Genomic DNA, 22,871 nt, shown 5'->3' with positions numbered 1-22,871 from the left:
GCACCCATGGGACACCTGGAGGGCCGCGTCGCGGTCATCACCGGCGCCGGCACGGGACTGGGGCGTGAGCACGCCCTGCTCTTCGCGGCTGAGGGCGCCGCGGTCGTCCTCAACGACCTTGCCGGCGCCGAGACCGTCGCCGAGGAGATCCGGGCCACCGGCGGAGAGGCGGTCGCCGTGGCCGCCAGCGTCGCCGACATGGCCACCGGCGAGCTCTTGGTCGGCACGGCTCTCGAGCACTTCGGCGATCTGCACGCGATCGTCAACAACGCCGGGGTCGTGCGCGACGCCATGGTGTGGAACATGACCGAGGACGAGTTCGACCTCGTGCTCGACGTCCATCTCAAGGGCACCTTCTCCCTCACCCGGGCCGCCGCCCGCTACTGGCGCGACCGGGCCAAGGCGGGCGAGGTCGTCGACCGCTCCATCGTGAACACCACCTCGGCCGCCGGCCTGCACGGCAACGTCGGTCAGTGGAACTACGCCGCAGCCAAGGCCGGCGTCGCCGTGCAGGCGACGGTGGCCGCGCACGAGCTCGGACGGTACGGCGTTCGCGCCAACGCGATCTCGCCGGCCGCGCGCACCGCCATGGTGACGTCGGCGCCCGCGCTCGCGGCCGCCGTCGCCCCACCGGAGGACGAGCAGGCCTTCGACCGTTTCCACCCGCGCAACGTGTCCCCGCTGGTCGCCTACCTCTCGAGCGCCGACTGTCCGTTCACCGGCCAGGTCTTCTCGGTCACCGGCGGTCACGTCGGGTTGTACGCCGGGCACTCGGTGGGGCATGTTGCTGAGACGGACCAGGGATGGACGGTCAGCGAGCTGGCCGCCGTCCTCGGCTCCGACGGCTTCCCCCGGTCGATCGACGTGAGGACGCCCGAGCTGCTGAGGAGGACCTCGTGAATCTCACCCACGCGCTGCACCGGGCTGTGAACCTCTGGCCCGACCAGGTGATGACCATCGACGGCGACCGGGTGCGCACGACCAGCGAGGTCGTCGACCGGGTGGCCCGACTGGCCGGTGCGTTGCGCGACGCGGGGATCGCCGACGGCGACCGCGTCGCGATCGTCGCGGCCAACTGCGACCGGCACCACGAGGTGATCTTCGCCAGCTGGTGGGCCGGCGCGGTCGCCAACCCGGTCAACACCCGGTGGTCGGCCACCGAGATCGCCTACGCGCTCAACGACTCGGGGAGCCAGGTCGTCTTCCTCGACGACAGCTTCGTCGCGTTCGCAAGCGAGCTGCGGCACCGGGTCCCGGGCCTTCGCGTCCTGGTCCACTGCGGGTCGGGGGAGACCCCCGCGGGCATGGTGGCCTACGAGGACTTCCTGGGCGGCGGCTCCGCGGTCCCGGACGCCCGCCGCGACGGCGACGACCTCGCGATGCTGCTCTACACGGGCGGCACCACCGGGACACCCAAGGGTGTGATGGTGACGCACCGGTCGTTCAGCACGTCGCTCCTGAGCTACCAGATCGCCGGGTCGTCGGTGAAGCGCGGCGGCACCACCATGCTCACCGCGCCGCTCTTCCACATCGGCGCCCTCCTGAGCTGGTACGCCCAGACGATCCTGGGTGGGAGCCTCGTGTTCGTCTCCGCGTTCGTGCCCGAGCAGGTGCTCCGCACGATCCAGGAGCACCGCGTCACCAGCTGCGCGCTGGTGCCGGCGATGATCCAGCGCCTCTACGAGCACCCCGACTTCGACTCCTACGACGTCAGCAGCCTCGAGTTCATCGGGTACGGCGCCGCCGGCACGCCCCAGAGCCAGCTCGAGGCGTCGATGAAGCACTTCCCGACGACCAACCTCGTCCACGTCTACGGCATGACCGAGACCGGCGTGCTCACCTCGCTCAGCGGCGAGGAGCACCGCGTGGGCGGCCCGCGGCTGCGCTCCGCGGGGCGGCCGACGCCGATGGTCGACCTCGCGGTGGTCGACCCCGAGGGCAACCGGCTGCCCCCGGGCCAGGTCGGCGAGGTCGTGACCCGTGGTGACCACGTCATGGCCGGCTACTGGAACAAGGAGCAGGCGACCGCGGACGCGCTGCGCGGCGGGTGGATGCACACCGGTGACGGCGGCTACCTCGACGAGGACGGCTACCTCTACATCGTCGACCGGATCAAGGACATGATCATCACCGGCGGCGAGAACGTGTACTCCGCGGAGGTCGAGAACGCCCTGGCCTCGCACCCCGCCGTCGAGTCGAGCGCCGTCATCGGCCTCCCCGACGCCGAGTGGGGCGAGCGCGTCCATGCCGTGATCGTCCTCCGGGACGGGTTCACCGCCACCGCGGAGGAGATCCGCGCCCACGCCAAGACCCTGATCGCCGGCTACAAGGCCCCGCGCAGCGTCGAGTTCGTCACCGCGATGCCCGTGTCGGGCACCGGGAAGATCCTCAAGCGCGAGCTGCGTGCCACCCACGACACCTCGCAGGAGCAGACCTCATGAAGCGCACCGTCTACGACGAGGACCACGAGTCCTTCCGCCTGGTCATCCGGGACTTCATCGCCAAGGAGGTCGTCCCGCACTACCCGGACTGGGAGCAGGCGGGCCAGCCGCCGCGGGAGCTGTTCACCAAGCTCGGCGAGCTCGGCGTCACCGGCTTCGGCATCCCCGAGGAGTACGGCGGTCCCGGCGACATCAGCTACAAGTACTCGGCCATCATCAGCGAGGAGAGTGCCCGCGCCGGCATCATGCTCGGCCACTACGGGCTCAGCACCGGAATGGTGCTGCCCTACCTGCTGACGCTCGCCACCGACGAGCAGAAGGCGCGCTGGCTCCCCGGCATCGCCGCCGGGGACATCGTCCTCTGCATCGCCATGACCGAGCCCGGAACCGGTTCGGACCTGGCGGGGATCCGCACGTCGGCGAAGCTGTCGGAGGACGGCAGCCACTACGTGCTGAACGGCGCCAAGACGTTCATCTCCGGCGCCCGCACCTCCGAGCTCTGCGTCGTGGTGACCCGGACCGCGCCCGCCACACCCGACGACCGCCGCGCCGGCCTGAGCCTGCTGGTCGTGCCCACCGACAGCGAGGGCTTCGAGTTCGGTCGGAACCTGGACAAGATCGGGCTCAAGGCGAGCGACACCAACGAGCTGTCCTTCACCGACGTCCGGGTGCCGGCCGAGAACCTCCTCGGCGAGGAGGGCCGGGCCTTCTCCTACCTCGGCCAGAACCTGCCCCGCGAGCGCCTCGTCGTCGGCGTCGACGCGGTCGCCCGCGCCGCGGCCGCGGTCCAGCTGGCCAAGGACTACGTCCTCGAACGGCACGTCTTCGGCAAGCCGGTGGCCGCCTTCCAGAACACCAAGTTCGTGCTCGCCGAGTGCGACACCCAGGTGCTGGCGACCCAGGCGCTCGTCGACCGGGGCATCGAGCTCGAGCACGAGGGTGAGCTGACCCCCGCCGACGCTGCGCGGATCAAGCTCCAGGCGACCGAGATGGCCGGTCAGGTCGTGGACAAGTGCCTCCAGCTGCACGGCGGCTACGGCTACATGCGCGAGTACCCCATCGCGCGCCTGTACGCCGACATCCGCGTCAACCGCATCTACGGCGGGTCCAGCGAGGTCATGAAGACGATCATCGCTAAGGACATGGGGTTGTAGGCATGAGCCTGTCGAACGTGGTGGTCGTCGGTGCGTCGGCCGCCGGGCTCACCGCGGCCGAGACCCTGCGACGTGAGGGGTACGCCGGACGGCTGACCCTCGTGGACGCCGAGCCGCACCCGCCTTACGACCGCCCGCCGCTGTCCAAGCAGTGGCTGCGCGGCGACTGGGACCGTGAGCGCCTCGCCCTGCGGCCCGCCGACGCGCTGGCGGGTCTCGACGCCGAGTGGCGGCTCGGGCTGCGAGCCGAGCGGCTCGATCTCTCCGACCGTCGCGTCCACCTGGCCGACGGCAGCGCGCTGGAGTTCGACGGCCTGGTCGTCGCGACCGGGGTGCGGCCGCGGCGGCTGCCCTTCGGAGCCGACCTGGACGGCGTCCACGTCCTGCGCACGGTCGAGGACGCCGACGCGCTGCGCGCGGCGTTGCTCCCGGGCCGGCGTGTGGTCGTCGTCGGCGCCGGCTTCCTCGGGACCGAGGCGGCGGCCGTCGCCCGCGAGCTCGGCTGCGAGGTCTGCGTGGTCGACCCGCTCCCCGCACCCATGGTGCGTCAGCTCGGCGCCTGCGTCGGAGCGCGCGTGGCCCGGCTCCATCGTGAGCACGGGGTCGAGGTGCGCTGCGAGACCGGCGTGTCCGCACTCCGCGGGCACGACGGCCGCGTCGCCGCGGTCGTGCTCGACGACGGAGAGGAGCTCGTCGCGGACGTGGTGCTGGTGGCGATCGGCGCCGAGCCCGTCGTCGACTGGCTGCGCGACAGCGGCCTGACCGTCGGTGACGGCGTGGTCTGCGACGAGTTCTGCCAGGCAGCGTCAGGCGTGGTCGCCGCCGGCGACGTCGCGTCGTGGCCGCACCCGGTGCTCGGCCGGGTCCGGCTGGAGCACCGGATGAACGCCACCGAGCAGGGCATGGCGGCCGCCCGCACCCTGCTCGGCCAGCGGGTGCCCTTCGCCCCCGTCCCCTACTTCTGGAGCGACCAGTTCGACGTGCGGATCCAGGTCTACGGCCGGCCGGCCGGCACGGACTTCACCGTCGTCGACGGCGACCCGGACGAGGGGCCGTTCGCAGCGGTCCAGCACGACGACGCCGGCCGGCTGACGGCCGTCGCGGCCTGGAACATGCCGCGTCAGGCCAGGACCCTGCGCCAGCAGCTCGTCCAGCAGTACCGCATCCACCACGCACTCGTGAGGACCACGTCATGACCGACACCGTCGTGTACCGCCAGGAGGACGGCGTCGCGACCGTCGCGATGAACCGGCCCGACCGCCGCAACTCGTTCACCATCGAGATGGCCGACGGCCTGCTCGCCGGTCTGGAGCGGGCCGAGAACGACCCCGCCGTGCGCGCGGTGATCGTCGCCAGCACCGGCAAGGACTTCTGCGTCGGCCGGGACAACGCCGACACCGACCCGCCGCCGTACCCGCCGGGGGACCACCTGCAGGGCCGCACGAAGCTGCTGCACTTCGCGAGGCTGGTGACGTTCCTCTACGAGATGAACACGCCGACCATCGCCGAGGTGAGAGGCGGCTGCGCGGGGGCCGGCCTGTCGCTCGCGCTGAACTGCGACCTGCGATTCGCCTCCGACAACGCGGTGATGAGCACCGCGTTCGTCAAGGTCGCCTTCGGTGGCGACCTCGCCGCGCCCTGGCACCTGACGAAGCTGCTCGGACCCATGCGCGCCAAGGAGCTGATGCTGCTCTCCCCGAAGATCAGGGGTCACGAGCTGCGCGAGCGGGGACTGGTGACCGAGGTCGTCCCCGACGCCCGGCTCTCCGCGCGAGTGCGCGAGGTCGCCACGGAGCTCGCGTCGTACTCGACGTACGGCGTCGCGGCAGCCCGGCGCAACCTCCAGGCGGCCATGAGCCTGTCCCTGGGCGACTACCTCCCGCTCGAGGCGGAGCAGTACGCCCTGTGCGCCGCCTCGCCCGACGTGGAGGAGGCGCGCCTGGCGTTCGTGGAGAAGCGGGCCCCGCGGTATGCCCGGTCCTGAGACGTCGGCGAGCGGTCCGCTTGCCGGACTCCGGGTCCTGGAGCTCGGCGGCATCGGCCCCGGCCCCTTCGCGGGCATGCTGCTCGGTGACCTGGGCGCCACCGTGACGCGTGTCGACCGACCGGACGAGGCCGGACGGGCGAGCAGCCATCCCGTGCTCTTCCGCAACCGCCGGTCGATCACTCTCGACCTCAAGCATCCCGCCGGGGTCGAGGTCGTGCTGCGGCTCGCCGAGCAGGTCGACGTCGCGATCGAGGGCTTCCGGCCGGGTGTCGCCGAGCGCCTCGGGATCGGGCCCGACCAGCTCCTCGCCCGCAACCCGCGCCTGACCTACGGGCGGATGACGGGATGGGGGCAGTCCGGCCCGCTGGCGGACGAGCCGGGACACGACATCAACTTCCTCGCGCTCACCGGCGTGCTGCACGCGATCGGCACCGCCGAGCAGCCCGCCGTCCCGTTGAACCTGGTGGCCGACATGGGCGGGGGCGGCATGCTGCTGGCCCTGGGCGTGCTCGGCGGGGTGCTCAACGCGCGGACCAGCGGGCAGGGCCAGGTGGTCGACGCCGCGATGACGGACGGCTCGGCGACGCTGCTGGCGATGGTCCACGGCTTCCTCAACCAGGGCCGGTGGCGCGACGAGCGCGCGAGCAACTCCATCGACGGGGCATCGCCCTGCTACGGCGCCTACCGCTGTGCCGACGGCCGCCACGTGGCCCTCGGCATCGGCGACGAGCGCTCCTACCGGGTGCTGCTCGACGCGCTCGGGTTGACCGGCCATCCGGACTTCGGCGACCGCGCCGACCGCTCGGCCTGGGGCCGGATGCGCCAGGCTCTCGGCGAGATCTTCGCGCGCCGCCGGCGCGACGAGTGGGAGCAGGTCCTCTCCGGTCGTGGCGCCTGTGTGAGCCCGGTGCTCTCGCTGACCGAGGCCCCGGCTCATCCCCACAACGTCGCACGCGGGACGTTCCTCACCGGTGCCGGCGGCTCGATCGCACCGGCGCCCGCGCCGCGGTTCTCCGCGACGCCGCCGGCGCCGCCGCGGCCCGCCCCGACCGTGGGCGCAGACACGGACGGCGTTCTCAGGGAGGCCGGACTCGAGTCGGCCGCGATCGAGGCGCTCCGCGCCCGCGGCGTCGTTGCGTGAACCAGAGGAGCAGGCGCCAAGTCCTTGACACCGCCTGCAGGGTTTATCTACTCTAACGATCATTCACATAATGTGTTGTCTCAGACCCTGAGAGTGCACAGCAGGTAGTACGGCGAAGCCTGTCTTAGTGACGATACCCCGATCTGAGCGGTAGCCGATCTCGGAGCAGAACGATCCCACTAGACCACATCGACTCCAAACGGATAGTCACTTTGCCTCACCCTGGGGAACGCCCCGACTGGTCGGCCGTGCGGCCGGACCGAGTCCGGCGACCCAGGGCTCCACGAAGGGAATGCCACGAATGAACAGCTACAGGCGGCTCCAGGCTCTCGGCATCGCCGCAGCGCTTGCCGTGACAGCAGCCGGTTGCTCCAACGCCTCGGACTCGGCGGCAGGAGGCACCGGAGGGACGAGCGCGAGCGGCGCCTTCGAGGTCAGCACCAAGAGCTGCCCGCCGGACGCCACGACCGCCCTCGGAGACGGCGACCCGATCAAGATCGGGACCGTGTGGCCGCTGTCGGGGCCGTACGCCGCGCTGGGCGAGCCGATCGTCGCCGGCATGAAGACGGCGTTCGCCAGCGTGAACGCCGACGGGGGCATCGACGGCCACCAGGTCGAGCTGGACGCCGAGGACGACGGCTACGACCCGTCGAAGACCCTGCCGGTGGTCACGAAGATGATCCAGCAGGACAAGGTCTTCGCCACGGTGGCGCAGGCCGGCACGCCCAACGTTGCCGCGGTCCAGCCGCTGTACGAGCAGACCTGCACGCCGCAGCTGTTCGTCGGCACCGGCGCGCCCCAGTACGGCGACCCCGCGAACCACCCGTGGACGATCTCGGGCGCCATGGCCTACAACACCGAGGCGCAGGCGTGGGCTGACTACCTGATGGAGGCCAAGCCCGGCGCCAAGGTCGCCTACCTCGCGATCGACACCGACGGCGGCAAGGCGTACTCGGACGGATTCGAGGCCGCCGCGAAGGAGGACGGGCTCACCGTCGTGGCGAGCGAGAAGGTCGCTCCCGACGCCGCGACCGTCGAGAACCAGGTCACGAACCTGCTGGCCGCCAAGCCGGACGTCGTCATCCTGATGTCGGTCGGCGCGTCGTGCGCCAAGGCCATGGGCGCCATGGCCGCCGGTGGCTTCAAGGGGACGACCATCGCGGCGTACACCTGCGCGGCGGCGGCGATCTTCCCGGTGCTCGGCCCTGCTGCGCAGGGCGCCCTGGCGGTGGCGGAGAACAAGCAGATCACCGACGACAGCGATCCCGACATCCAGAAGTTCAAGGACGACATCGCGAAGTACGGCGAGGGAGCGAAGGCGACCGACGACGCGCTCAGCGGCTACCGCTACGCGATGATCTTCGTGGAGGCGGCCAAGGCCGCCGCGAAGCTCGACGGCGGGCTGACCCGGGCGAACCTCATGGACGCGGCGTGGAACCTCGACACGCGGTGGTTCGCGTCCGTCGGCGGAGCGGCGCGCACCGACGGGACCAAGGACGCCTATGCCCAGGAGACCGGCCAGATGGTGTCGTGGGACGCCGCCAAGCAGGAGCTCGTCCCGGTCGGCGACCCGATCGACCGCGAGGGCAAGACCGGCGCGTACAGCGGCTGACGTGGCCCCGGGGGCGGTACGGCCGCCCCCGGGCAACCCGTTCGACGGACAAGGGACTTGGACATGGCACTACTCACTGTCGACGACGTGACGGTCCGCTTCGGCGGCATCGTGGCTCTCAGCGACCTCTCGTTCGCGGTCGAGGCGGGCCAGATCTGCGGACTGATCGGCCCGAACGGTGCCGGCAAGACGACGCTCTTCAACTGCGTCAGCAGGGTCTACCTGCCCACCAGCGGCTCGATCACGTTCGACGGTGAGGACCTGCTCTCGGTCCCGGCGTGGGGGACGGCCGCGAGGGGGATCGCCCGCACGTTCCAGAACCTCGCGCTGTTCCCCACGATGACGGTCGCCGAGAACGTCATGGTCGGCGCCCATGCCGCCTCGCGACAGAACTGGTTGACAGCGGCGTTGCGGCTGCGCACGCGCCGCGACGACGACCAGCTGCAGGCGGAGGCATGGGAGCTGCTGACCTACCTGGGCCTCGACGACATCGCGTTCCGACCCTGTGCAGGACTTCCGTTCGGCACGCTCAAGCGCGTCGAGATCGCCCGTGCGCTGGCCGCGCGACCGCGGCTGCTGCTGCTCGACGAACCGGCGTCCGGCCTGACCCACGCCGAGGTCGCCGAGCTCGCGGACACCCTGCGCGCCATCCGCTCCGACTTCGACCTGACGATCCTGCTGGTCGAGCACCACATGCAGATGGTGATGGGACTCTCGGACAACGTCGTCGTGCTCGACTTCGGCAAGAAGATCGCCGACGGCGCCCCAACCGTCGTCCGCGAGGACCCGGCCGTGGTCGAGGCCTACCTCGGGAGCGGTGTCGCATGACGCTGCTGGAGGTCGAGGGGCTCGAGGCGTCGTACGGCGCGGTGCGGGTGCTGCACGGCATCGACCTGACGGTCGAGCGCGGTGAGGTGGTCGTGCTCCTGGGAGCCAACGGCGCCGGCAAGACGACCACGTTGCGCGCGCTGTGCCAGCTGCCCGGGCTGAGCACCGGCGGCCGGGTCCGCTTCGACGGGCGGTCCCTCGTCGGATGCCGCACCGAGGAGGTCGTGCGTCGAGGCATCGCCCACGTGCCTCAGGGGCGGGGCACGTTCCCCGAGCTCAGCGTCGCGGAGAACCTCGACGCCGGCGCCTACCTGCGCCGCGACCGACGCGAGGTCCGCCACGACATCGAGCGCTGGTACGACACGTTCCCGAGGCTCGCGGACCGCCGCCACCAGTCGGCGGGCACCCTGTCCGGGGGCGAGCAGCAGATGCTCGCGGTGGCTCGTGCCTGCCTGAGTCGCCCCCAGCTCCTGCTCCTGGACGAGCCGTCGCTCGGGCTGGCGCCGCTGGTGATCCAGCGCCTGTTCGAGATCTTCGCGGACCTCAACCGCAACGACGGGACGACGATCCTCGTCGTGGAGCAGAACGCCACCCTGGCGCTCTCGATCGCCTCGCGTGCCTACGTCATCGAGTCGGGGGAGATCGTCCTCACCGGTCCTGCGTCCGAGCTCCAGCACGACGACGGGGTCCGTCGCGCCTACCTCGGGTTCTGAGGAGAGACACATGAACCTGCTCATGGCGATTCCCTGGACCGTTCCGGGGGTCAACGCTGCCTTCTTCGACTGGTCGTACGTCCTGCAGCTGATCACGACCGGCCTGGCCAACGGGGCGGTCTACGCCCTGATGGCGCTCAGCGTCGTGATCGTCTACCGGACCACCGGCCACCTGAACTTCGCCCAGGGTGAGATGGGCACCATCGGTTGCCTGTTGGTGTTCTCGATCTCGGTGGAGCGCGGCGTCCCGTACTGGATCTCCATCCCGGCCGCCATCGTCTTGTCGATGGTCGTCGGCGCGGTCCTGCAGCGGACCCTCGTCCAACCGGTGGAGCGGAGGGGCGGCATGGGGGTGGTGCTCGTGACGCTCGGCCTGTTCCTGGTCATCAATGCGGTCGACACCGTCATCTGGGGCGCCGACCCGGTCACCCCCGTGACGCCGTTCCCGTCGGACCCGGGCGACCGCTTCGTCATCCTGGACGGGCCGCCGCAGTTCGCGATCCGCTACTCGACGATCGGGATCTGGGTCACGCTCGCCGTCGTGGTCGGGCTGCTCTGGCTGCTCCTGCAGCGCACCCGGCTCGGGCTCGGCTACCGGGCGGTCGCCGCCAACCCGGAGTCGGCACTCCTCGTCGGGATCCCCAAGGACCGGATGCTGATGCTGGGCTGGGCGCTGGCGGCCGGGATCGGCACGCTCGCCGCCGTCCTGTTCTCCCAGAAGACCGGCTCCCTCGACTTCAACCTGATGGCAGCCGTCATCCTGTACGGCCTCGCTGCGGCAGCCCTGGGCGGGTTCGACAGCATCCCGGGCGCCGTGGTCGGTGGCGCGGTCGTCGGTCTGGTCGAGGCGCTCGTCCCGGCGTTCTTCAGCTTCATCGGATCCGAGCTCAGCCTCGTGATGGCCCTGGTCGTCATCGTCGCCGTCCTCCTCGTGCGGCCACAAGGCATCTTCGGCAAGGCGAAAGTGGTGAGGGTATGAGGACCAGGACCATCCAGCACGGCTCGACCGAGCACCGGGTCTGGCAGGTGATCCTCTACGGCGGGATCGCCGCCGTCGTGCTCGGCATCGCGCTCACCCAGCCGGACTACCGGATGGCCCAGTTCAGCGCCGTCGCGGCCTGGTCGGTGGCGCTGCTCGGCATGAACCTGATCATCGGGTACGGCGGCCAAATGGCCCTCGGGCACAGTGCGTTCTTCGGCTTCGGCGCCTACCTGACCGCCATCCTGTACGCCGACTACGGGGTGTCGTTCGTCGGGACGCTCCCGATCTCGGCCCTGGCCGGTGCCGCGATCGGGTTCCTCCTCGGCCTACCGGCGCTGCGGATCAGCGGTCTCTACCTGGCGCTCGTCACGCTGGCGCTGGCGCTGGCGTTCCCGGCCATCGCCAAGATGGACCAGCTGAACACCCTCACCGGCGGGGCCAACGGCAAGCTCGCGTACATCCAGTGGCTCCCGCCCACCTGGCTCCCGTTCACGGTGACGAGCGCCGCCTGGGTGTTCCTGACCCTGTCGGCCATCGCGGGCGTGCTCTTCATGCTCGCCTCGAACGCCATGCGCAGCCGGGTCGGCCGTGCGGTTGTGGCGCTGCGGGACAACCAGATCGGCGCCGCCGTCTCCGGGGTCCACCCCGCGACCTGGAAGACGTCGACGTTCGCCGTCAGCGCGGCCTACGCCTCGCTGGCCGGTTCGCTGATGATGCTCGCGGTGCCGATCGTCACGCCCGACAGCGGCGGCTTCCTCGTCGCCGTCACGCTGATCACCGGAATGGTGATCGGCGGCGCCGGCACCATCTCGGGCGCGGTCATCGGCGGGGTGGCGGTCGTCTGGCTGCCCGAGCTGAGCAAGCACTGGGCCGGCGCCCTGCCCCTGGTGTCCGACAGTGACGCGTCGGCGCTCTCGACAGCGGTCTACGGCGCGGTGCTGATCGTCGTCGTCTTCGCGATGCCCGGCGGCATCGTCGCGTTCCTGCGACGGATCCGATCCCGCTTGGCGGTGGTCGTGCCACGTGTCCCGGCGCCTCCCGCGGCCGCGCTCGTCGCGGTCCCCGCCGCGGCGCCTTCCGCTACCCGTTCCGACAGCTCTTCCGCCGTGTCTTCCGCCATCGAGATGGAGCGATCATGACCACCCTCGCCAGCGACCCGTCGACGTACGCCGGCAATCCCGCCGTGCCCGACGACGTGTTCGCCGACGTCCTCGCGCAGGTGACCGACTTCGTGCGGACGCGTGTCGTCCCTCGGGAGACCGAGATCATGACGACCGACGCCATCCCGGCCGACCTGCGTGCCCAGGTCGCGGAGATGGGCCTGTTCGGCTACGCCATCGCGCAGGAATGGGGAGGGCTCGGCCTCGACCTCGTCCAGGACGTGGAGCTCACCATGCAGCTGGGCTACACCTGTCTGTCGCTGCGCTCGATGTTCGGCACGAACAACGGGATCGCGGGCCAGGTGCTGGTCGGCTACGGCACCGACGAGCAGCGCGCACGCTGGCTGCCGGACATCGCGTCGGGGGCGGTGGTCGCCGCCTTCGCGTTGACCGAGCCGGGTGCCGGGTCGAACCCCGCCGGGATGCGCACGACCGCCGTCCGCGACGGCGACGACTGGGTCATCGACGGATCGAAGTGCTTCATCACCAACGCCCCCGACGCCCATCTCCTCGTGGTCTTCGCCCGCGTGCGACCGGCCGTCGGCAAGGACCCCGGGATCGCGGTCTTCCTGGTGCCGGCGGACACGCCCGGAGTCGAGGTCGGCGCGAAGGACGTCAAGATGGGGCAGGAGGGCTCACGCACCGCCGAGGTCACCTTCACCGGCGCCCGGGTCGGGCCCGAGGCCCTCGTGGGCGGTGACGTGGAGGCCGGCTACCGGGCGGCCATGACCTCGCTGGCCCGAGGCCGCGTCGTCGTCGCTGCGATGGCGGTCGGGTGTGCGCAGCGTGCCCTCGACGAGTCGGTCACCTACGCCGCCTCCGCGACGCAGGGCGGCACCCCGATCGGGGACTTCCAGCTGGTGCAGGCGATGCTGGCCGACCTGCAGACCGGCGTGCACGCCGGGCGGGCGCTGGTCCGTGACGCCGCGCGCCTGTACGCCACCGGCGTCGACACCCGCGTGGCACCGTCGGTCGCCAAGCTCTACTGCACCGAGATGGCCGGCAAGGCAGCCGACCTCGCGGTCCAGGTCCACGGCGGCACCGGCTACATGCGCGAGGTGCCGGTCGAGCGGATCTACCGCGACGTGCGGCTGCTGCGGCTGTACGAGGGCACCAGCGAGATCCAGCGCCTCATCATCGGCGGCGCACTCGTCCGCGGCGCCCGGGTGCGTGGCGCATGATGCTCTCCGGACGCACGGCCGTGATCACCGGCGCGGCCCAGGGCATCGGGCTCGCGATCGCGCGGACCTTCGCGGCGCACGGAGCGCGGGTCGTGATCGGCGACCTCGACGAGGCGCGGGCCAAGGACGCAGCAGCATCCCTCGGGACTGAGGCGATCGGCGTGCGCTGCGACGTCACGTCGGCCGAGGAGACCTCCGCGTTGCTCGAGGCGGCGTCCTCGGCGTACGACAGCGTGGACGTCATGGTGAACAACGCCGGGATCACCCGAGACGCCACCCTGCGCACCATGACCGAGGAGGACTTCGACCAGGTCGTCGACGTCCACCTCCGCGGTTGCTGGATCGGCACGCGTGCTGCTGTCGCGGTCATGCGGGAGGCCGGCCGCGGCTCGATCGTCAACGTCTCGTCGATCTCCGGGAAGGTCGGCTTCGTCGGGCAGACCAACTACTCCGCCGCCAAGGCCGGCGTCGTCGGCCTCTCCAAGGCGGCGGCGAAGGAGGTCGCGCACCGGGGCATCCGCGTCAACGTCATCCAACCCGGCCTGATCCGCACCGCGATGACCGAGGTCATGCCCGAGCGGATCTGGGAGCAGAAGCTGTCCGAGATCCCGATGCAACGCCCGGGCGAGCCGGACGAGGTCGCCAACGTCGCGCTGTTCTACGCCTCCGACCTCTCGTCGTACATGACAGGGACCGTCGCCGAGGTCACCGGTGGGAGGTTCATGTGAGCACCTACGACAAGCTGTTCATCGGCGGCCGGTGGGTCGAGTCCACGGGGGACGGCGTGATCGAGGTCGTCAACCCGCACGACGGCACGCCCGTCGGCCGCGTGCCGCACGCGACGACCACCGACGTGGACGCGGCGGTCGCCGCCGCCCGCGCGGCGTTCGAGTCCGGGCCCTGGCCACGGCTCGCCCTCGAGGAGCGGCTGGCCGTCGTCGAACGGATCGGGGCGCTGCTGACGGGGCGAACCCCCGAGCTGGCCGCGCTCATCACCCGCCAGAACGGTTCACCGATCGCCTTCAGCACCCGCGCCCAGGCAGGGGTGTCGGCGGCGATCTACGCCGTCACAGCCGGCATCGCGCGCGGCTACCCGTTCGAGGAACGTCGCGAGGGCATGCGCGGTCCCGTCGTCGTCCGGCGCGAGCCGGTCGGGGTCGTGGCCGCCGTCGTCCCGTGGAACGTGCCGGAGTTCGCCGCCGCCCTGAAGCTGGCCCCAGCACTTGCCGCCGGCTGCACCGTCGTCCTGAAGCCGTCCCCCGAGACACCCCTGGACGCCAACCTGCTGGCCGAGGTCGCTGTCGAGGCCGGCCTGCCTGCGGGCGTCCTGAGCGTCCTGCCCGCCGACCGCGAGGTGAGCGAGTACCTCGTCGGCCACCCCGGCGTCGACAAGGTGTCCTTCACCGGGTCGGTCGCCGCCGGCAAGCGCGTGATGGAGGTGGCGGCAGGAAACCTGAGTCGGATCACCCTCGAGCTGGGCGGGAAGTCCGCGGCGGTCCTCCTCGAGGACGCCGACCTCGACACCGCGATCCCGGCCATCGCCGGGGCCTCGTGGGCTCTCAACAACGGTCAGGCCTGCATCGCGCTCACCCGTGTGCTCGCACCGCGCAGCCGGTACGCCGAGGTCGCCGAACGACTCAGCGCCGCGGCCGCCGAACTGCCGGTCGGCGACCCGATGGACCCGTCGACGCAGGTCGGTCCCCTGGTGTCGCGCCGGCAGCAGGAGCGCAACCTCGACTACGTCCGGATCGGCCAGGAGGAGGGCGCCACGCTGCTGACCGGCGGGGGAGTGCCGGCCGGGCTGGAGGGCGGCTGCTACCTCGCCCCGACCCTCTTCGGCGATGTCGACAACTCCATGCGGATCGCGCAGGAGGAGATTTTCGGGCCCGTCGTGTGCCTGATCCCGTACGCCGACGAGGACGACGCCGTCCGGATCGCCAACGACTCCGACTTCGGGCTCTCCGGCGCCGTCTTCGGGGCGGACCGGGAGCGGGCACTCGACGTCGCGCGGCGGATCCGCACGGGGACGATCACCGTCAACGGATTCGCAACCGAGCCGACGGCGCCGTTCGGCGGCTTCAAGTCGTCGGGGATCGGCCGGGAGATGGGAGCCGACGGCCTCTCCGCCTACCTCGAGGCGAAGTCCATCGTCCTCGCCGGCTGATCCGATCGCCCTCACTGCTGAAGGAACCAGGAGCACGAAGACGTTGAGCCACCCCGACCCCACGGTCCTCCCCGCGGTGGATCCCACCGATCCCGCCGCCCTCGACGACCTGCTGACCGACGACGAGAAGGCGGTCCGCGCCTCCGTCCGCCACATGCTCGACAAGTCCGTCGAGCCGCACATCGCCGACTGGTTCGAGCGTGGTGCCATCCCCGAGTTCCGCGACCTCGCCAGGGAGCTCGGCTCCCTGGGGGTGCTGGGCATGCACCTCGACGGCTACGGCTGCGCCGGCATGAGCGCGACCGAGTACGGCGTGGCGTGCCTGGAGATCGAGGCCACGGACTCCGGCCTCCGGTCGCTGGTCTCGGTGCAGGGCTCGCTCGCCATGTTCGCGATCTGGCGGTGGGGCTCGGAGGAGCAGAAGCAGGAGTGGCTGCCCCGCATGGCGGCAGGCGAGGCGATCGGCTGCTTCGGCCTGACCGAGCCCGACCACGGCTCCGATCCCGGAGCGCTGACGACGCGGGCACGCAGGGACGGTTCCGACTGGATCCTCGACGGCCGCAAGATGTGGATCTCGAACGCGCCGTACGCCGACGTCGCGGTCGTCTGGGCGCAGACCGACGAGGGCATCCGCGGCTTCGTCGTCCCGACCGACGCCCCCGGCTTCTCGGCTCCCGAGATCAAGCACAAGATGTCGCTGCGTGCCTCCGCGACCGGCGAGCTCGTGCTCGACGGCGTCCGGCTCCCGCAGTCCGCCGTCCTCCCCGAGGTGCGCGGGCTCAAGGGGCCGCTCTCCTGCCTCAACGAGGCCCGCTACGGCATCATCTGGGGAGCGCTCGGCGCCGCTCGCTCGAGCCTCGAAGCCGCGCGCCAGTACTCGATCGACCGCGTCCAGTTCGGCAAGCCCATCGCCGCGTTCCAGCTGACCCAGCAGAAGCTGGCGGACATGTCGCTGGAGTACATCAAGGGCTACCTGCTCGCCGTGCACCTCGGCCGCCGGAAGGACGCCGGGCTGCTGCGTCCCGAGCAGGTGAGCATCGGCAAGCTCAACAACGTCCGGGAGGCAATCGAGATCTGCCGGACCGCGCGGACCATCCTGGGCGCGAACGGCGTCTCTCTGGAGTACCCGGTGATCCGACACCAGAACAACCTCGAGTCGGTCCTCACCTACGAGGGCACCGTGGAGATGCACACCTTGGTGCTCGGACAGGCGCTCACCGGCATCGCCGCCTTCCGCTGACGGCCGGCGGTCGCGGGGCGTCGTTCGTCTGATCGCCGTGTCGTGTCGGTCTTGCGGAACAGTCAAGAAACGAGGTTCGAGAGCGGGAGCGCAGATCTGCGAACTCCCTCGTACCGACCGTCCTTTCGAGCCTCATTCATCCATCGACGACCGTCAGGAGTCGTCCGCCCTGGAGTCGCGAGCGCCATGGCTGGATGGCGGAGCGGCCGGAGTCGGTCATCAGCTGGGAAGTGGATCACCGGCAGCAAGCGCCCCTCAATCGGCGGGCGACGAGCTCAACTCCGCCGCCTACCTCGTCGTGATGCGCGCCAACGGCAAGGGTGAGCGTCTACTCACGTGGACTGAGCTACGACAGGTACGCGGACTTGGGTTCTCGGCTCGAGCAACGAGCCCCCGGCCGTCCACCTCGTGCTGCACCCGTCGCGGTGCGCAGCACGACCCGGGCGTACTTCATGTACTGCTGCTGCCGTGCACAGTGGTGGACGCCGCCCGTGAACCCGGTCGTGCGGTTCGGAAAAGTAAGGACGTGATGACTGATCCTCGGGACCTCGGCGACGCAGAGCTGCTCGCCGCGTCGGTGGCGGCGCCGCGGTTGATCGGGGAGGTCTTCGACCGGCACGCACCCGAGATTCTGCGCTACCTGACCCGCCGGGTCGGTGCGCAGGAGGCCGAGGACCTGCTGAGCCAGACCTTCCTGGTGGCGCTCGAGAGGCGCGGCTCCTTCCAAGCCACGGCGCAGAGCGCTCGACCGTGGTTGTACGGGATCGCCAGCAACCTCCTCCTGCGCCGCCGCCGCGACGAGGTCCGGTTCTTGCGCGCCCTGGCGCGGATCCCGGTCGACCCCGGCGTCACGATCTTCGAGGAGGCATCCGCCGCGCGACTGGACGCCGCCGAGCAGGCCGCCGGCCTCGCCGCCCGGCTCGTGGACCTCTCTCCCGGCGACCGGAACGTGCTCCTGCTGGTCGCCTGGACCGAGCTGTCGCACGACGAGATCGCGGCGGCCCTCGAGATCCCCGTGGGAACGGTCAAGTCCCGATTGCACCGAGCACGACGAAAGCTGCGCGATCACATCGGAGACCAGACCGAGCGAGCAGAGAGGACGACCCGACATGGATGAGATGGCCCTGATCGAACGATTCCGGTCCGAGGTGGTGATCGACCCCGCGTCGCTCGTCCGATCCCGACGTCGCGTGCTCAGGCGTGCCCTCATCGTGTCCGGCGCCGGCCGGCGCCGGCGTCGTCTGGTCCTGGCGAGTGCCGCCGTGGTGGCTGTGGTCGCGGGCGTCCTGGCCCTGACCGGCGGCGGGCCGACGGGCAGCCCGGCTGCGGCCGCCGTACTGAGTCGCGCGGCCGAAAAGGCCGGCAAGCTCAGCTGGCCCGGGCCGGGGGAGTACCTCCACGTGCGCGAGGTCACCACCCGCTGGTACGACGACGGGCCCGAGACCACCGTCCAGGAGCGTTGGCTGCCGGGGAACGACTACGAGCCGCGCGTCTTCCGCGACTTCGAAGGGTTCGTCTACCGGAGCCGCTCGCCGCTGCCCAAGATCTACGGGCGGACGGGCCTGTCGGCCGAAGAGCTGTTGGCGTGGCTCCGGCGTCCCCTAGGCGACCAAGAGGGTGACGACGCCGCGTACGAGCGGGCGGGCGAGCTGCTGGCGTCAGACACGGCACCGCCCGAGCTTCAGGCGGCGCTGTTCACCGCATTGCGCGACGTCGAGGGCGTCGAGGTCGTCGACGACGACGCGGTGATGGCCGACCGGTCGGTGGTGATCATCGGTCGGGGTGAGCCGCTGGAGACCCAGTTCATCTTCGACCGGCATTCCGGGACGTTGGTCGGCATGCAGGGCGTCGGGAATCCCGACGTCGGGAACCACCTCTCCTACCGGACCATCTCCACCACCTCGGTCACCGACCACCTGCCGGCGCGGGCCCGGTAGCGGCACGGGCCATCCGCACTGACCCGTGGAAGCCCCGTCGGTCAACGGTGCTGGAAGGACGCCGGTCGCGCCGAACGCGGCAGCATCCTCCGCTTCCGACGCCGCGCCCGTCGTGCAGGAGCAGCACCCTGGCAGCCGTCGCTACGTCGTGGGCTTCGTGATGCCCGCCGACGTCAGCGCCGAGGACCTCCCGGACCCGGTGGACTCTGCGGTGCACGTCCGCCGGGTGCCGGCCCAGACGGCGGCCGCGCCGCGGTTCTCCGGGCGCTGGTCGCACAGCTCCTTCGCGAAGCGGAGCACGCAGCTGCTCGCGGCCGCGGAGGAGCACGGGCTGGAGGTCGCCGGCGCCTCCCGGTACGCGCGCTTCGACCCGCCGTGGACACCGTGGTTCCTGCAGAGGAACGAGGTCGTCCCCGTCGCTGACTCGTCCGACGTCAGCGGCCCGCCGTGAGCGCGCCGGGCCGCGGACGAGGAATTCAGACGGTCTGCGCGGTGGAGATGCGCCAGGCGGCGGCATGACCGAATGGGGCGTGCCACGTGTTGCTCGGCTCGATCGCTGCCCCCAGGACGCCGTCGGTGGTGCAGATCTCGAGGACCGGGCCGTCCACCAGGACGCGCACCGGGCCGCCCGACCAGGGCATGGTCCACGTCTCCAGTCCGGGTCGTTCGAGGGCCACGAGGCCATCGCCCACCGAGATGCGGGCCGTCTTGCCGCTGCCCGACCCGAGCGCGAGCTGGTCGCCGTCGGGTGCGGGTGTCCACTCGAGGTCGAACGCCACAGCAGGCTCGCCCGCCGCGACCTCCGCGCTCCGTCGGGCCTCCAGCTCCGGGTGCGGTCGTGCGACCAGGCGACCGTCCTGCACCGAGAGCAGGTAGGGCACGCTCAGGCAGCTGGCCCATCCCTGGTCGGTGTCCTGGACGCCGCGCATCCAGAACATCAGGCAGGGCCGGCCGTCGCGGTCGCGGAAGAACGACGGTGCGTAGTAGGAGCCGCCGAAGCTCAGCTGCCCCCAGTCGGTGGGGGAGAAGCGCCCGTCGCGGTAGGAGTCGGCGTCGCCGATGCCGTAGCCGGCGTAGTGGAGGACGTCGTCGTCCCAGACCGAGCTGACCATGACCCAGTGCTCGTCGACCTCGAAGATCTGCGGGCACTCCCACAGGGCGCCCATCCAGACCGGGGCCTTCTCGTCGCTCGAACGTGACAGCGCCACGCCGTCGTAGCTCCACGTGGTGAGGTCGTCCGAGACGTAGGTGAGCGCGAGGGCCCGGCCGTCACGGGTGGCTGCGCCGATGAACATCCGCCAGCCGGAATGCTCGCGGATGACGAAGGGGTCGCGGAACGCGATCAGGTCGAGGTCCTCGGGTGGGCGTACGACGATGTCGCCCTTCGTCCACTCGTCCCAGGTGTCGTCGGCCGGGGTCGCGAGGCGGACCCGCCCAAGCCCGAGGTCCGGCAGGGCGACGGAGGTGTAGAGGATCCGCGTGCGCTCACCGTCGACGACCAGGCTGCCGGTCCAGATGCCGTCGTCGCCCTGACCCGGCTCGATCGCCACCTCCCGGGCCGTCCAGGTCAGCAGGTCAGGACTGGTGGCGTGGCCCCAGTGGCAGTGAGGTGCCCACACCGGGCTGTCCGGGACGTACTGGTGGAAGAGGTGGTACTCGCCCGCGTGGAACGTGAGGCCGTGAGGATCGTTGATCCACCCGGTCTCGGAGGTGAAGTGGATCCTGGGTCGCATCCCGCTCACTCCTGTCCGGCGTTGTAGGCGCGACGGATCGCGCGGGCCTGGTCGACGTTGCCACGCTCCCACTCGTCGACCTGCTGACGACGCTCCTCGCGGAGAGCGTCGCGCGCCTCGACGAATCGCCGCATCCGCTCCGCAGCCCGCTCCCGCGCCGTGCGCTGCTCGTCCGTCAGCGGCGGGAGCGGAGCCTCGATGACCCGGTCGACCGGTCGCAACGGCAGGCGCTGGTCGACGTCGGGAACCTCGAGGACGGGCGACGGGAGGGTCTGGTACCAGTACGCCGTGGACGACCAGTCGTCCGAGAGGTGGTTGCCGTGCCCGTGCTCGAAGGTCACCTTGATGCGCTTCTCGAACCGGATCGGGTCGACCATGTGGAAGCGGTAGCTGTGGTGGAACCCCGGCACGTCCTCCTCGTGCACGATCGTGCCGTTGAACTGGTAGGCGTTGCGCTGCATGCCCCAGGCGTGACCGAAGTAGTCCTCCATGCCGGTGCCGTGGAGGCTGGGCGGCCACGTGTCGTCGTCGATGAAGATCATGTCGTCGCCCTCGCCCCACCAGGACCCCTGGAAGTGTCGGACCGCGAGGGTGCAGCCGACGTAGTGGCCCCGTCCCTCGGTCTCGAGGGCGACGTAGTTGTCGACCCCGTCCAGGTTGGCCACGGTGGTCTCGATGCTGTTGGCCTGCAGGTCCGGGCCCCACCCGACGTTGGGCAGGGCGCGCCTCCAGTGGGCGTGGAAGTAGACAGTGTCCTCGGGCAGCGGAGCCGGCGAGAGCTCGTAGTCGATGTAGAAGTACTGCAGGTAGGGGATGTCGTTCTGGTTCTCCACGACGACGCGGGCCCGCTTCGCGAACGGCATCCGGAAGTAGGAGTTGAACGCGGCGCTGCCCCCGAAGGTGTGCAGCTCGGGCTCCTTCGCCGACACCGACAACGGCAGTGAGTCGTAGCTGCCCGACAGCGAGTTCATGAGCCCGAAGAAGTCGCCGAGCGGCGCGACGACGCTCGGGGTCTCCTGGTCGTCCCAGTAGATCTTGAGCAGGACCTTGCGGTAGTAGTCCGGGTCGACGACCTCCCAGCTCACCCCCAGGGCGTTGTGGATCTCCAGCATCGGCACACCCACCACGTCCGGGTCGATCTGGCCGGGGCCGGGCTGGACCCGGCAGGACTGTGTCATCCAGATGTGGGTGATGAAGCCGGGCCCTTCGAGATCCGCCAGCGTGCGCTCCTCACCCGGCATGACGATCCAGTTGTCGCGGTTGCGACCGGTCTGGTCGTAGCTCGAGGCCCGAGCCGTCCGCCCGGGGCGCGCCCGGGTCAGGTCGCCCAGAAGGCCACCGGGAGCGAGGTCTGCAGTCATCATCGTCCTTTCGTGCGGGCGGGAGGCCCGGCGAACGAGCCTCGACAAGGCATCGAAACGTTTGCGTAGGAGCCGCATCGTAGGCGCCTGGGCTCACGTGACGCAAGGCACGTCGTATCGCGGTATGTTCAGCGTCGTCAGGGCCTGCGGCGTCGCCGGAGCCGCAACGGAGAAACGTTTGAACGGAGCCCCGCATGGCCACGATCGTGGAGGTCGCCCGTCTGGCGCAGGTGTCGACCTCGACCGTCTCCCACGTGCTGAACGGCACGCGCAACGTCGAGCCCGCCACCCGGCGGAAGGTCCTCGACGCCATCGAGAAGACCGGTTACCGCCAGGACGCCGTGGCGCGCGCGATGCGCCGCTCCCGGACCGACAGCATCGGCCTCGTCGTCTCCGACGCGGGGGAGCCGGCGTTCGCCGAGATGGTCCACGGCGTCGAGCACGCCGCGGCCGCCCAGGGCCTGACGCTGGTTCTCGCCAACTCCGCGGAGGACGAGGAGCGGGAGACGCGTGCGGTGCGGACGCTTCTCGCGCGGCGGGTCGACGGCCTGATCCTCGCCCGTTGCCCTACCTCCTCCTCGGAGGTGGTGCGCACCATGTCGTCGGAGTCGCCGCCCGTCGTGCTCCTCGACCGGGTCTTCGACGGCGCCCCGTGCGACCAGGTCGGCGCTGACAACAGGGAGAGCATGCGACGCCTCGCGGCACACCTGCTCACGCAGGGACACCGCCGGTTCGTCCTGGTGGCGGGGGACACCCGTGTCCCCACCCTGGTCGAGCGACTCGCCGGGTTCAGGGATGCAGTGCTCGGTGGCGAGGCAGAGGGCAGCATCGTCCTCGAGGGGGCCGACAACGACGAGCTCAAGCGTCGACTGCTTGACGCCCTCGCCGGGGACCGGGTCACGTGCGTCATCGCGGCCAGCAGCCCGCTCGCCGTCGCCGCGCTGGAGTGCCTGCGTGACGTGGGCACGATGGTCCCTGACGACATCGCCTTCGCGACCTTCGACGGGTTCAGCCACTCCGACCTCTTCCGGCCCGCGATCACCACGGTCCGGCAGCCGGCGTTCGAGATGGGTGCCACGGCGGTCGGGATGCTGATCGAGCGACTGGCCGCGCCGCGCACCAGTCCGCGCACCACGCGGCTCCAGCAGCGGCTGGAGCTGCGGTCCTCCACCGAGGACTACGTCCTCCGTAGGGCATGACGGGCGGACCCGCAGAAGTGCTTGACAGGTGTGACGGG

General features: G+C 70.9%; 21 protein-coding genes. 19 read left to right on the top strand and 2 right to left on the bottom strand.

What is annotated here, in order from left to right; translation table 11 throughout:
• Window positions 1-6 precede the first annotated feature (6 nt).
• From ACFO9I_RS05970 to ACFO9I_RS05885, 18 genes are all read left to right on the top strand, one after another.
• Window positions 7-900, top strand: coding sequence for an SDR family NAD(P)-dependent oxidoreductase (locus tag ACFO9I_RS05970; protein WP_379178783.1), 894 nt, complete (start codon window positions 7-9; stop codon window positions 898-900).
• Window positions 897-2,441: a long-chain-fatty-acid--CoA ligase gene (locus ACFO9I_RS05965; RefSeq protein ID WP_379178781.1), complete on the top strand. Its 1,545-nt coding sequence runs from the start codon at window positions 897-899 to the stop codon at window positions 2,439-2,441. Before ACFO9I_RS05970 ends, ACFO9I_RS05965 begins: the two co-directional genes overlap by 4 nt.
• On the top strand, window positions 2,438-3,595 hold the full coding sequence (locus ACFO9I_RS05960; RefSeq protein WP_379178779.1) for an acyl-CoA dehydrogenase family protein: 1,158 nt from the start codon (window positions 2,438-2,440) through the stop codon (window positions 3,593-3,595). The genes ACFO9I_RS05965 and ACFO9I_RS05960 overlap by 4 nt, the downstream gene beginning before the upstream one ends.
• Window positions 3,596-3,597: 2 nt before the next feature.
• Window positions 3,598-4,791 (top strand): NAD(P)/FAD-dependent oxidoreductase, encoded by a 1,194-nt coding sequence (locus ACFO9I_RS05955; RefSeq protein ID WP_379178777.1) that lies wholly within the window; start codon window positions 3,598-3,600, stop codon window positions 4,789-4,791.
• The gene (locus ACFO9I_RS05950) at window positions 4,788-5,579 is read left to right on the top strand and encodes an enoyl-CoA hydratase/isomerase family protein (RefSeq protein ID WP_379178776.1); all 792 of its coding nucleotides are present in this window, start codon (window positions 4,788-4,790) and stop codon (window positions 5,577-5,579) included. Before ACFO9I_RS05955 ends, ACFO9I_RS05950 begins: the two co-directional genes overlap by 4 nt.
• Window positions 5,566-6,723 carry a CaiB/BaiF CoA transferase family protein gene (locus tag ACFO9I_RS05945; RefSeq protein WP_379178774.1) on the top strand — a complete coding sequence of 386 codons (1,158 nt, stop codon included), beginning with the start codon at window positions 5,566-5,568 and terminating at the stop codon, window positions 6,721-6,723. Before ACFO9I_RS05950 ends, ACFO9I_RS05945 begins: the two co-directional genes overlap by 14 nt.
• 301 nt (window positions 6,724-7,024) lie before the next feature.
• On the top strand, window positions 7,025-8,335 hold the full coding sequence (locus ACFO9I_RS05940) for an ABC transporter substrate-binding protein (RefSeq protein WP_379178772.1): 1,311 nt from the start codon (window positions 7,025-7,027) through the stop codon (window positions 8,333-8,335).
• A 63-nt stretch (window positions 8,336-8,398) separates the two neighbouring features.
• A complete protein-coding gene (locus ACFO9I_RS05935) occupies window positions 8,399-9,163 on the top strand; it encodes an ABC transporter ATP-binding protein (RefSeq protein WP_379178770.1) in 765 nt (254 codons plus the stop codon).
• Window positions 9,160-9,876, top strand: a complete 717-nt coding sequence (locus tag ACFO9I_RS05930; protein ID WP_379178768.1) for an ABC transporter ATP-binding protein — start codon at window positions 9,160-9,162, stop codon at window positions 9,874-9,876. The genes ACFO9I_RS05935 and ACFO9I_RS05930 overlap by 4 nt, the downstream gene beginning before the upstream one ends.
• 10 nt (window positions 9,877-9,886) lie before the next feature.
• Window positions 9,887-10,855: a branched-chain amino acid ABC transporter permease gene (locus ACFO9I_RS05925; RefSeq protein ID WP_379178766.1), complete on the top strand. Its 969-nt coding sequence runs from the start codon at window positions 9,887-9,889 to the stop codon at window positions 10,853-10,855.
• Window positions 10,852-11,997, top strand: a complete 1,146-nt coding sequence (locus ACFO9I_RS05920; RefSeq protein WP_379178764.1) for a branched-chain amino acid ABC transporter permease — start codon at window positions 10,852-10,854, stop codon at window positions 11,995-11,997. The genes ACFO9I_RS05925 and ACFO9I_RS05920 overlap by 4 nt, the downstream gene beginning before the upstream one ends.
• Entirely contained in the window at window positions 11,994-13,199 is a 1,206-nt protein-coding gene (locus tag ACFO9I_RS05915) for an acyl-CoA dehydrogenase family protein (protein ID WP_379178762.1), read from the top strand. Before ACFO9I_RS05920 ends, ACFO9I_RS05915 begins: the two co-directional genes overlap by 4 nt.
• A complete protein-coding gene (fabG, locus tag ACFO9I_RS05910; protein WP_379178761.1) occupies window positions 13,196-13,927 on the top strand; it encodes a 3-oxoacyl-ACP reductase FabG in 732 nt (243 codons plus the stop codon). Before ACFO9I_RS05915 ends, fabG begins: the two co-directional genes overlap by 4 nt.
• On the top strand, window positions 13,924-15,363 hold the full coding sequence (locus tag ACFO9I_RS05905; RefSeq protein ID WP_379178759.1) for an aldehyde dehydrogenase: 1,440 nt from the start codon (window positions 13,924-13,926) through the stop codon (window positions 15,361-15,363). The genes fabG and ACFO9I_RS05905 overlap by 4 nt, the downstream gene beginning before the upstream one ends.
• Window positions 15,364-15,406: 43 nt before the next feature.
• On the top strand, window positions 15,407-16,603 hold the full coding sequence (locus tag ACFO9I_RS05900; protein ID WP_379178757.1) for an acyl-CoA dehydrogenase family protein: 1,197 nt from the start codon (window positions 15,407-15,409) through the stop codon (window positions 16,601-16,603).
• Window positions 16,604-17,132: 529 nt separating this feature from the next.
• Window positions 17,133-17,720: an RNA polymerase sigma factor gene (locus tag ACFO9I_RS05895; protein WP_379178755.1), complete on the top strand. Its 588-nt coding sequence runs from the start codon at window positions 17,133-17,135 to the stop codon at window positions 17,718-17,720.
• The gene (locus ACFO9I_RS05890; RefSeq protein ID WP_379178753.1) at window positions 17,713-18,540 is read left to right on the top strand and encodes a hypothetical protein; all 828 of its coding nucleotides are present in this window, start codon (window positions 17,713-17,715) and stop codon (window positions 18,538-18,540) included. Before ACFO9I_RS05895 ends, ACFO9I_RS05890 begins: the two co-directional genes overlap by 8 nt.
• 25 nt (window positions 18,541-18,565) lie before the next feature.
• Window positions 18,566-18,991, top strand: a complete 426-nt coding sequence (locus tag ACFO9I_RS05885) for an SOUL family heme-binding protein (protein ID WP_379178752.1) — start codon at window positions 18,566-18,568, stop codon at window positions 18,989-18,991.
• A gap of 25 nt (window positions 18,992-19,016) precedes the next feature.
• On the opposite strand, the gene ACFO9I_RS05880 is transcribed toward ACFO9I_RS05885, so the two are convergent.
• On the bottom strand, window positions 19,017-20,273 hold the full coding sequence (locus ACFO9I_RS05880; RefSeq protein WP_379178750.1) for a glycoside hydrolase family 32 protein: 1,257 nt from the start codon (window positions 20,271-20,273) through the stop codon (window positions 19,017-19,019).
• A gap of 5 nt (window positions 20,274-20,278) precedes the next feature.
• A complete protein-coding gene (locus ACFO9I_RS05875; protein WP_379178748.1) occupies window positions 20,279-21,637 on the bottom strand; it encodes a glycoside hydrolase family 172 protein in 1,359 nt (452 codons plus the stop codon).
• A gap of 191 nt (window positions 21,638-21,828) precedes the next feature.
• Between ACFO9I_RS05875 and ACFO9I_RS05870 the strand changes: the two genes are divergently transcribed.
• Window positions 21,829-22,833: a LacI family DNA-binding transcriptional regulator gene (locus tag ACFO9I_RS05870; protein WP_379178746.1), complete on the top strand. Its 1,005-nt coding sequence runs from the start codon at window positions 21,829-21,831 to the stop codon at window positions 22,831-22,833.
• Window positions 22,834-22,871: the final 38 nt, after the last annotated feature.

It is taken from the genome of Nocardioides sp. GCM10023255, from assembly GCF_042653125.1.
Classification (GTDB): Bacteria; Actinomycetota; Actinomycetes; order Propionibacteriales; family Nocardioidaceae; genus Nocardioides.
Note: the sequence above shows the minus strand (reverse complement) of the source record. Positions and strands in the feature narration are given on the sequence as shown.

Bases quoted from the DNA above. Each gene is read 5' to 3' on its own strand.
- ACFO9I_RS05970 (WP_379178783.1), top strand. From the start codon at position 7: ATGGGACACCTGGAGGGCCGCGTCGCGGTCATCACCGGCGCCGGCACG.
- ACFO9I_RS05960 (WP_379178779.1), top strand. From the start codon at position 2,438: ATGAAGCGCACCGTCTACGACGAGGACCACGAGTCCTTCCGCCTGGTC.
- ACFO9I_RS05955 (WP_379178777.1), top strand. From the start codon at position 3,598: ATGAGCCTGTCGAACGTGGTGGTCGTCGGTGCGTCGGCCGCCGGGCTC.
- ACFO9I_RS05950 (WP_379178776.1), top strand. From the start codon at position 4,788: ATGACCGACACCGTCGTGTACCGCCAGGAGGACGGCGTCGCGACCGTC.
- ACFO9I_RS05945 (WP_379178774.1), top strand. From the start codon at position 5,566: ATGCCCGGTCCTGAGACGTCGGCGAGCGGTCCGCTTGCCGGACTCCGG.
- ACFO9I_RS05940 (WP_379178772.1), top strand. From the start codon at position 7,025: ATGAACAGCTACAGGCGGCTCCAGGCTCTCGGCATCGCCGCAGCGCTT.
- ACFO9I_RS05935 (WP_379178770.1), top strand. From the start codon at position 8,399: ATGGCACTACTCACTGTCGACGACGTGACGGTCCGCTTCGGCGGCATC.
- ACFO9I_RS05930 (WP_379178768.1), top strand. From the start codon at position 9,160: ATGACGCTGCTGGAGGTCGAGGGGCTCGAGGCGTCGTACGGCGCGGTG.
- ACFO9I_RS05925 (WP_379178766.1), top strand. From the start codon at position 9,887: ATGAACCTGCTCATGGCGATTCCCTGGACCGTTCCGGGGGTCAACGCT.
- ACFO9I_RS05920 (WP_379178764.1), top strand. From the start codon at position 10,852: ATGAGGACCAGGACCATCCAGCACGGCTCGACCGAGCACCGGGTCTGG.
- ACFO9I_RS05915 (WP_379178762.1), top strand. From the start codon at position 11,994: ATGACCACCCTCGCCAGCGACCCGTCGACGTACGCCGGCAATCCCGCC.
- fabG (WP_379178761.1), top strand. From the start codon at position 13,196: ATGATGCTCTCCGGACGCACGGCCGTGATCACCGGCGCGGCCCAGGGC.
- ACFO9I_RS05895 (WP_379178755.1), top strand. From the start codon at position 17,133: ATGACTGATCCTCGGGACCTCGGCGACGCAGAGCTGCTCGCCGCGTCG.
- ACFO9I_RS05890 (WP_379178753.1), top strand. From the start codon at position 17,713: ATGGATGAGATGGCCCTGATCGAACGATTCCGGTCCGAGGTGGTGATC.
- ACFO9I_RS05880 (WP_379178750.1), bottom strand. From the start codon at position 20,273: ATGCGACCCAGGATCCACTTCACCTCCGAGACCGGGTGGATCAACGAT.
- ACFO9I_RS05875 (WP_379178748.1), bottom strand. From the start codon at position 21,637: ATGATGACTGCAGACCTCGCTCCCGGTGGCCTTCTGGGCGACCTGACC.
- ACFO9I_RS05870 (WP_379178746.1), top strand. From the start codon at position 21,829: ATGGCCACGATCGTGGAGGTCGCCCGTCTGGCGCAGGTGTCGACCTCG.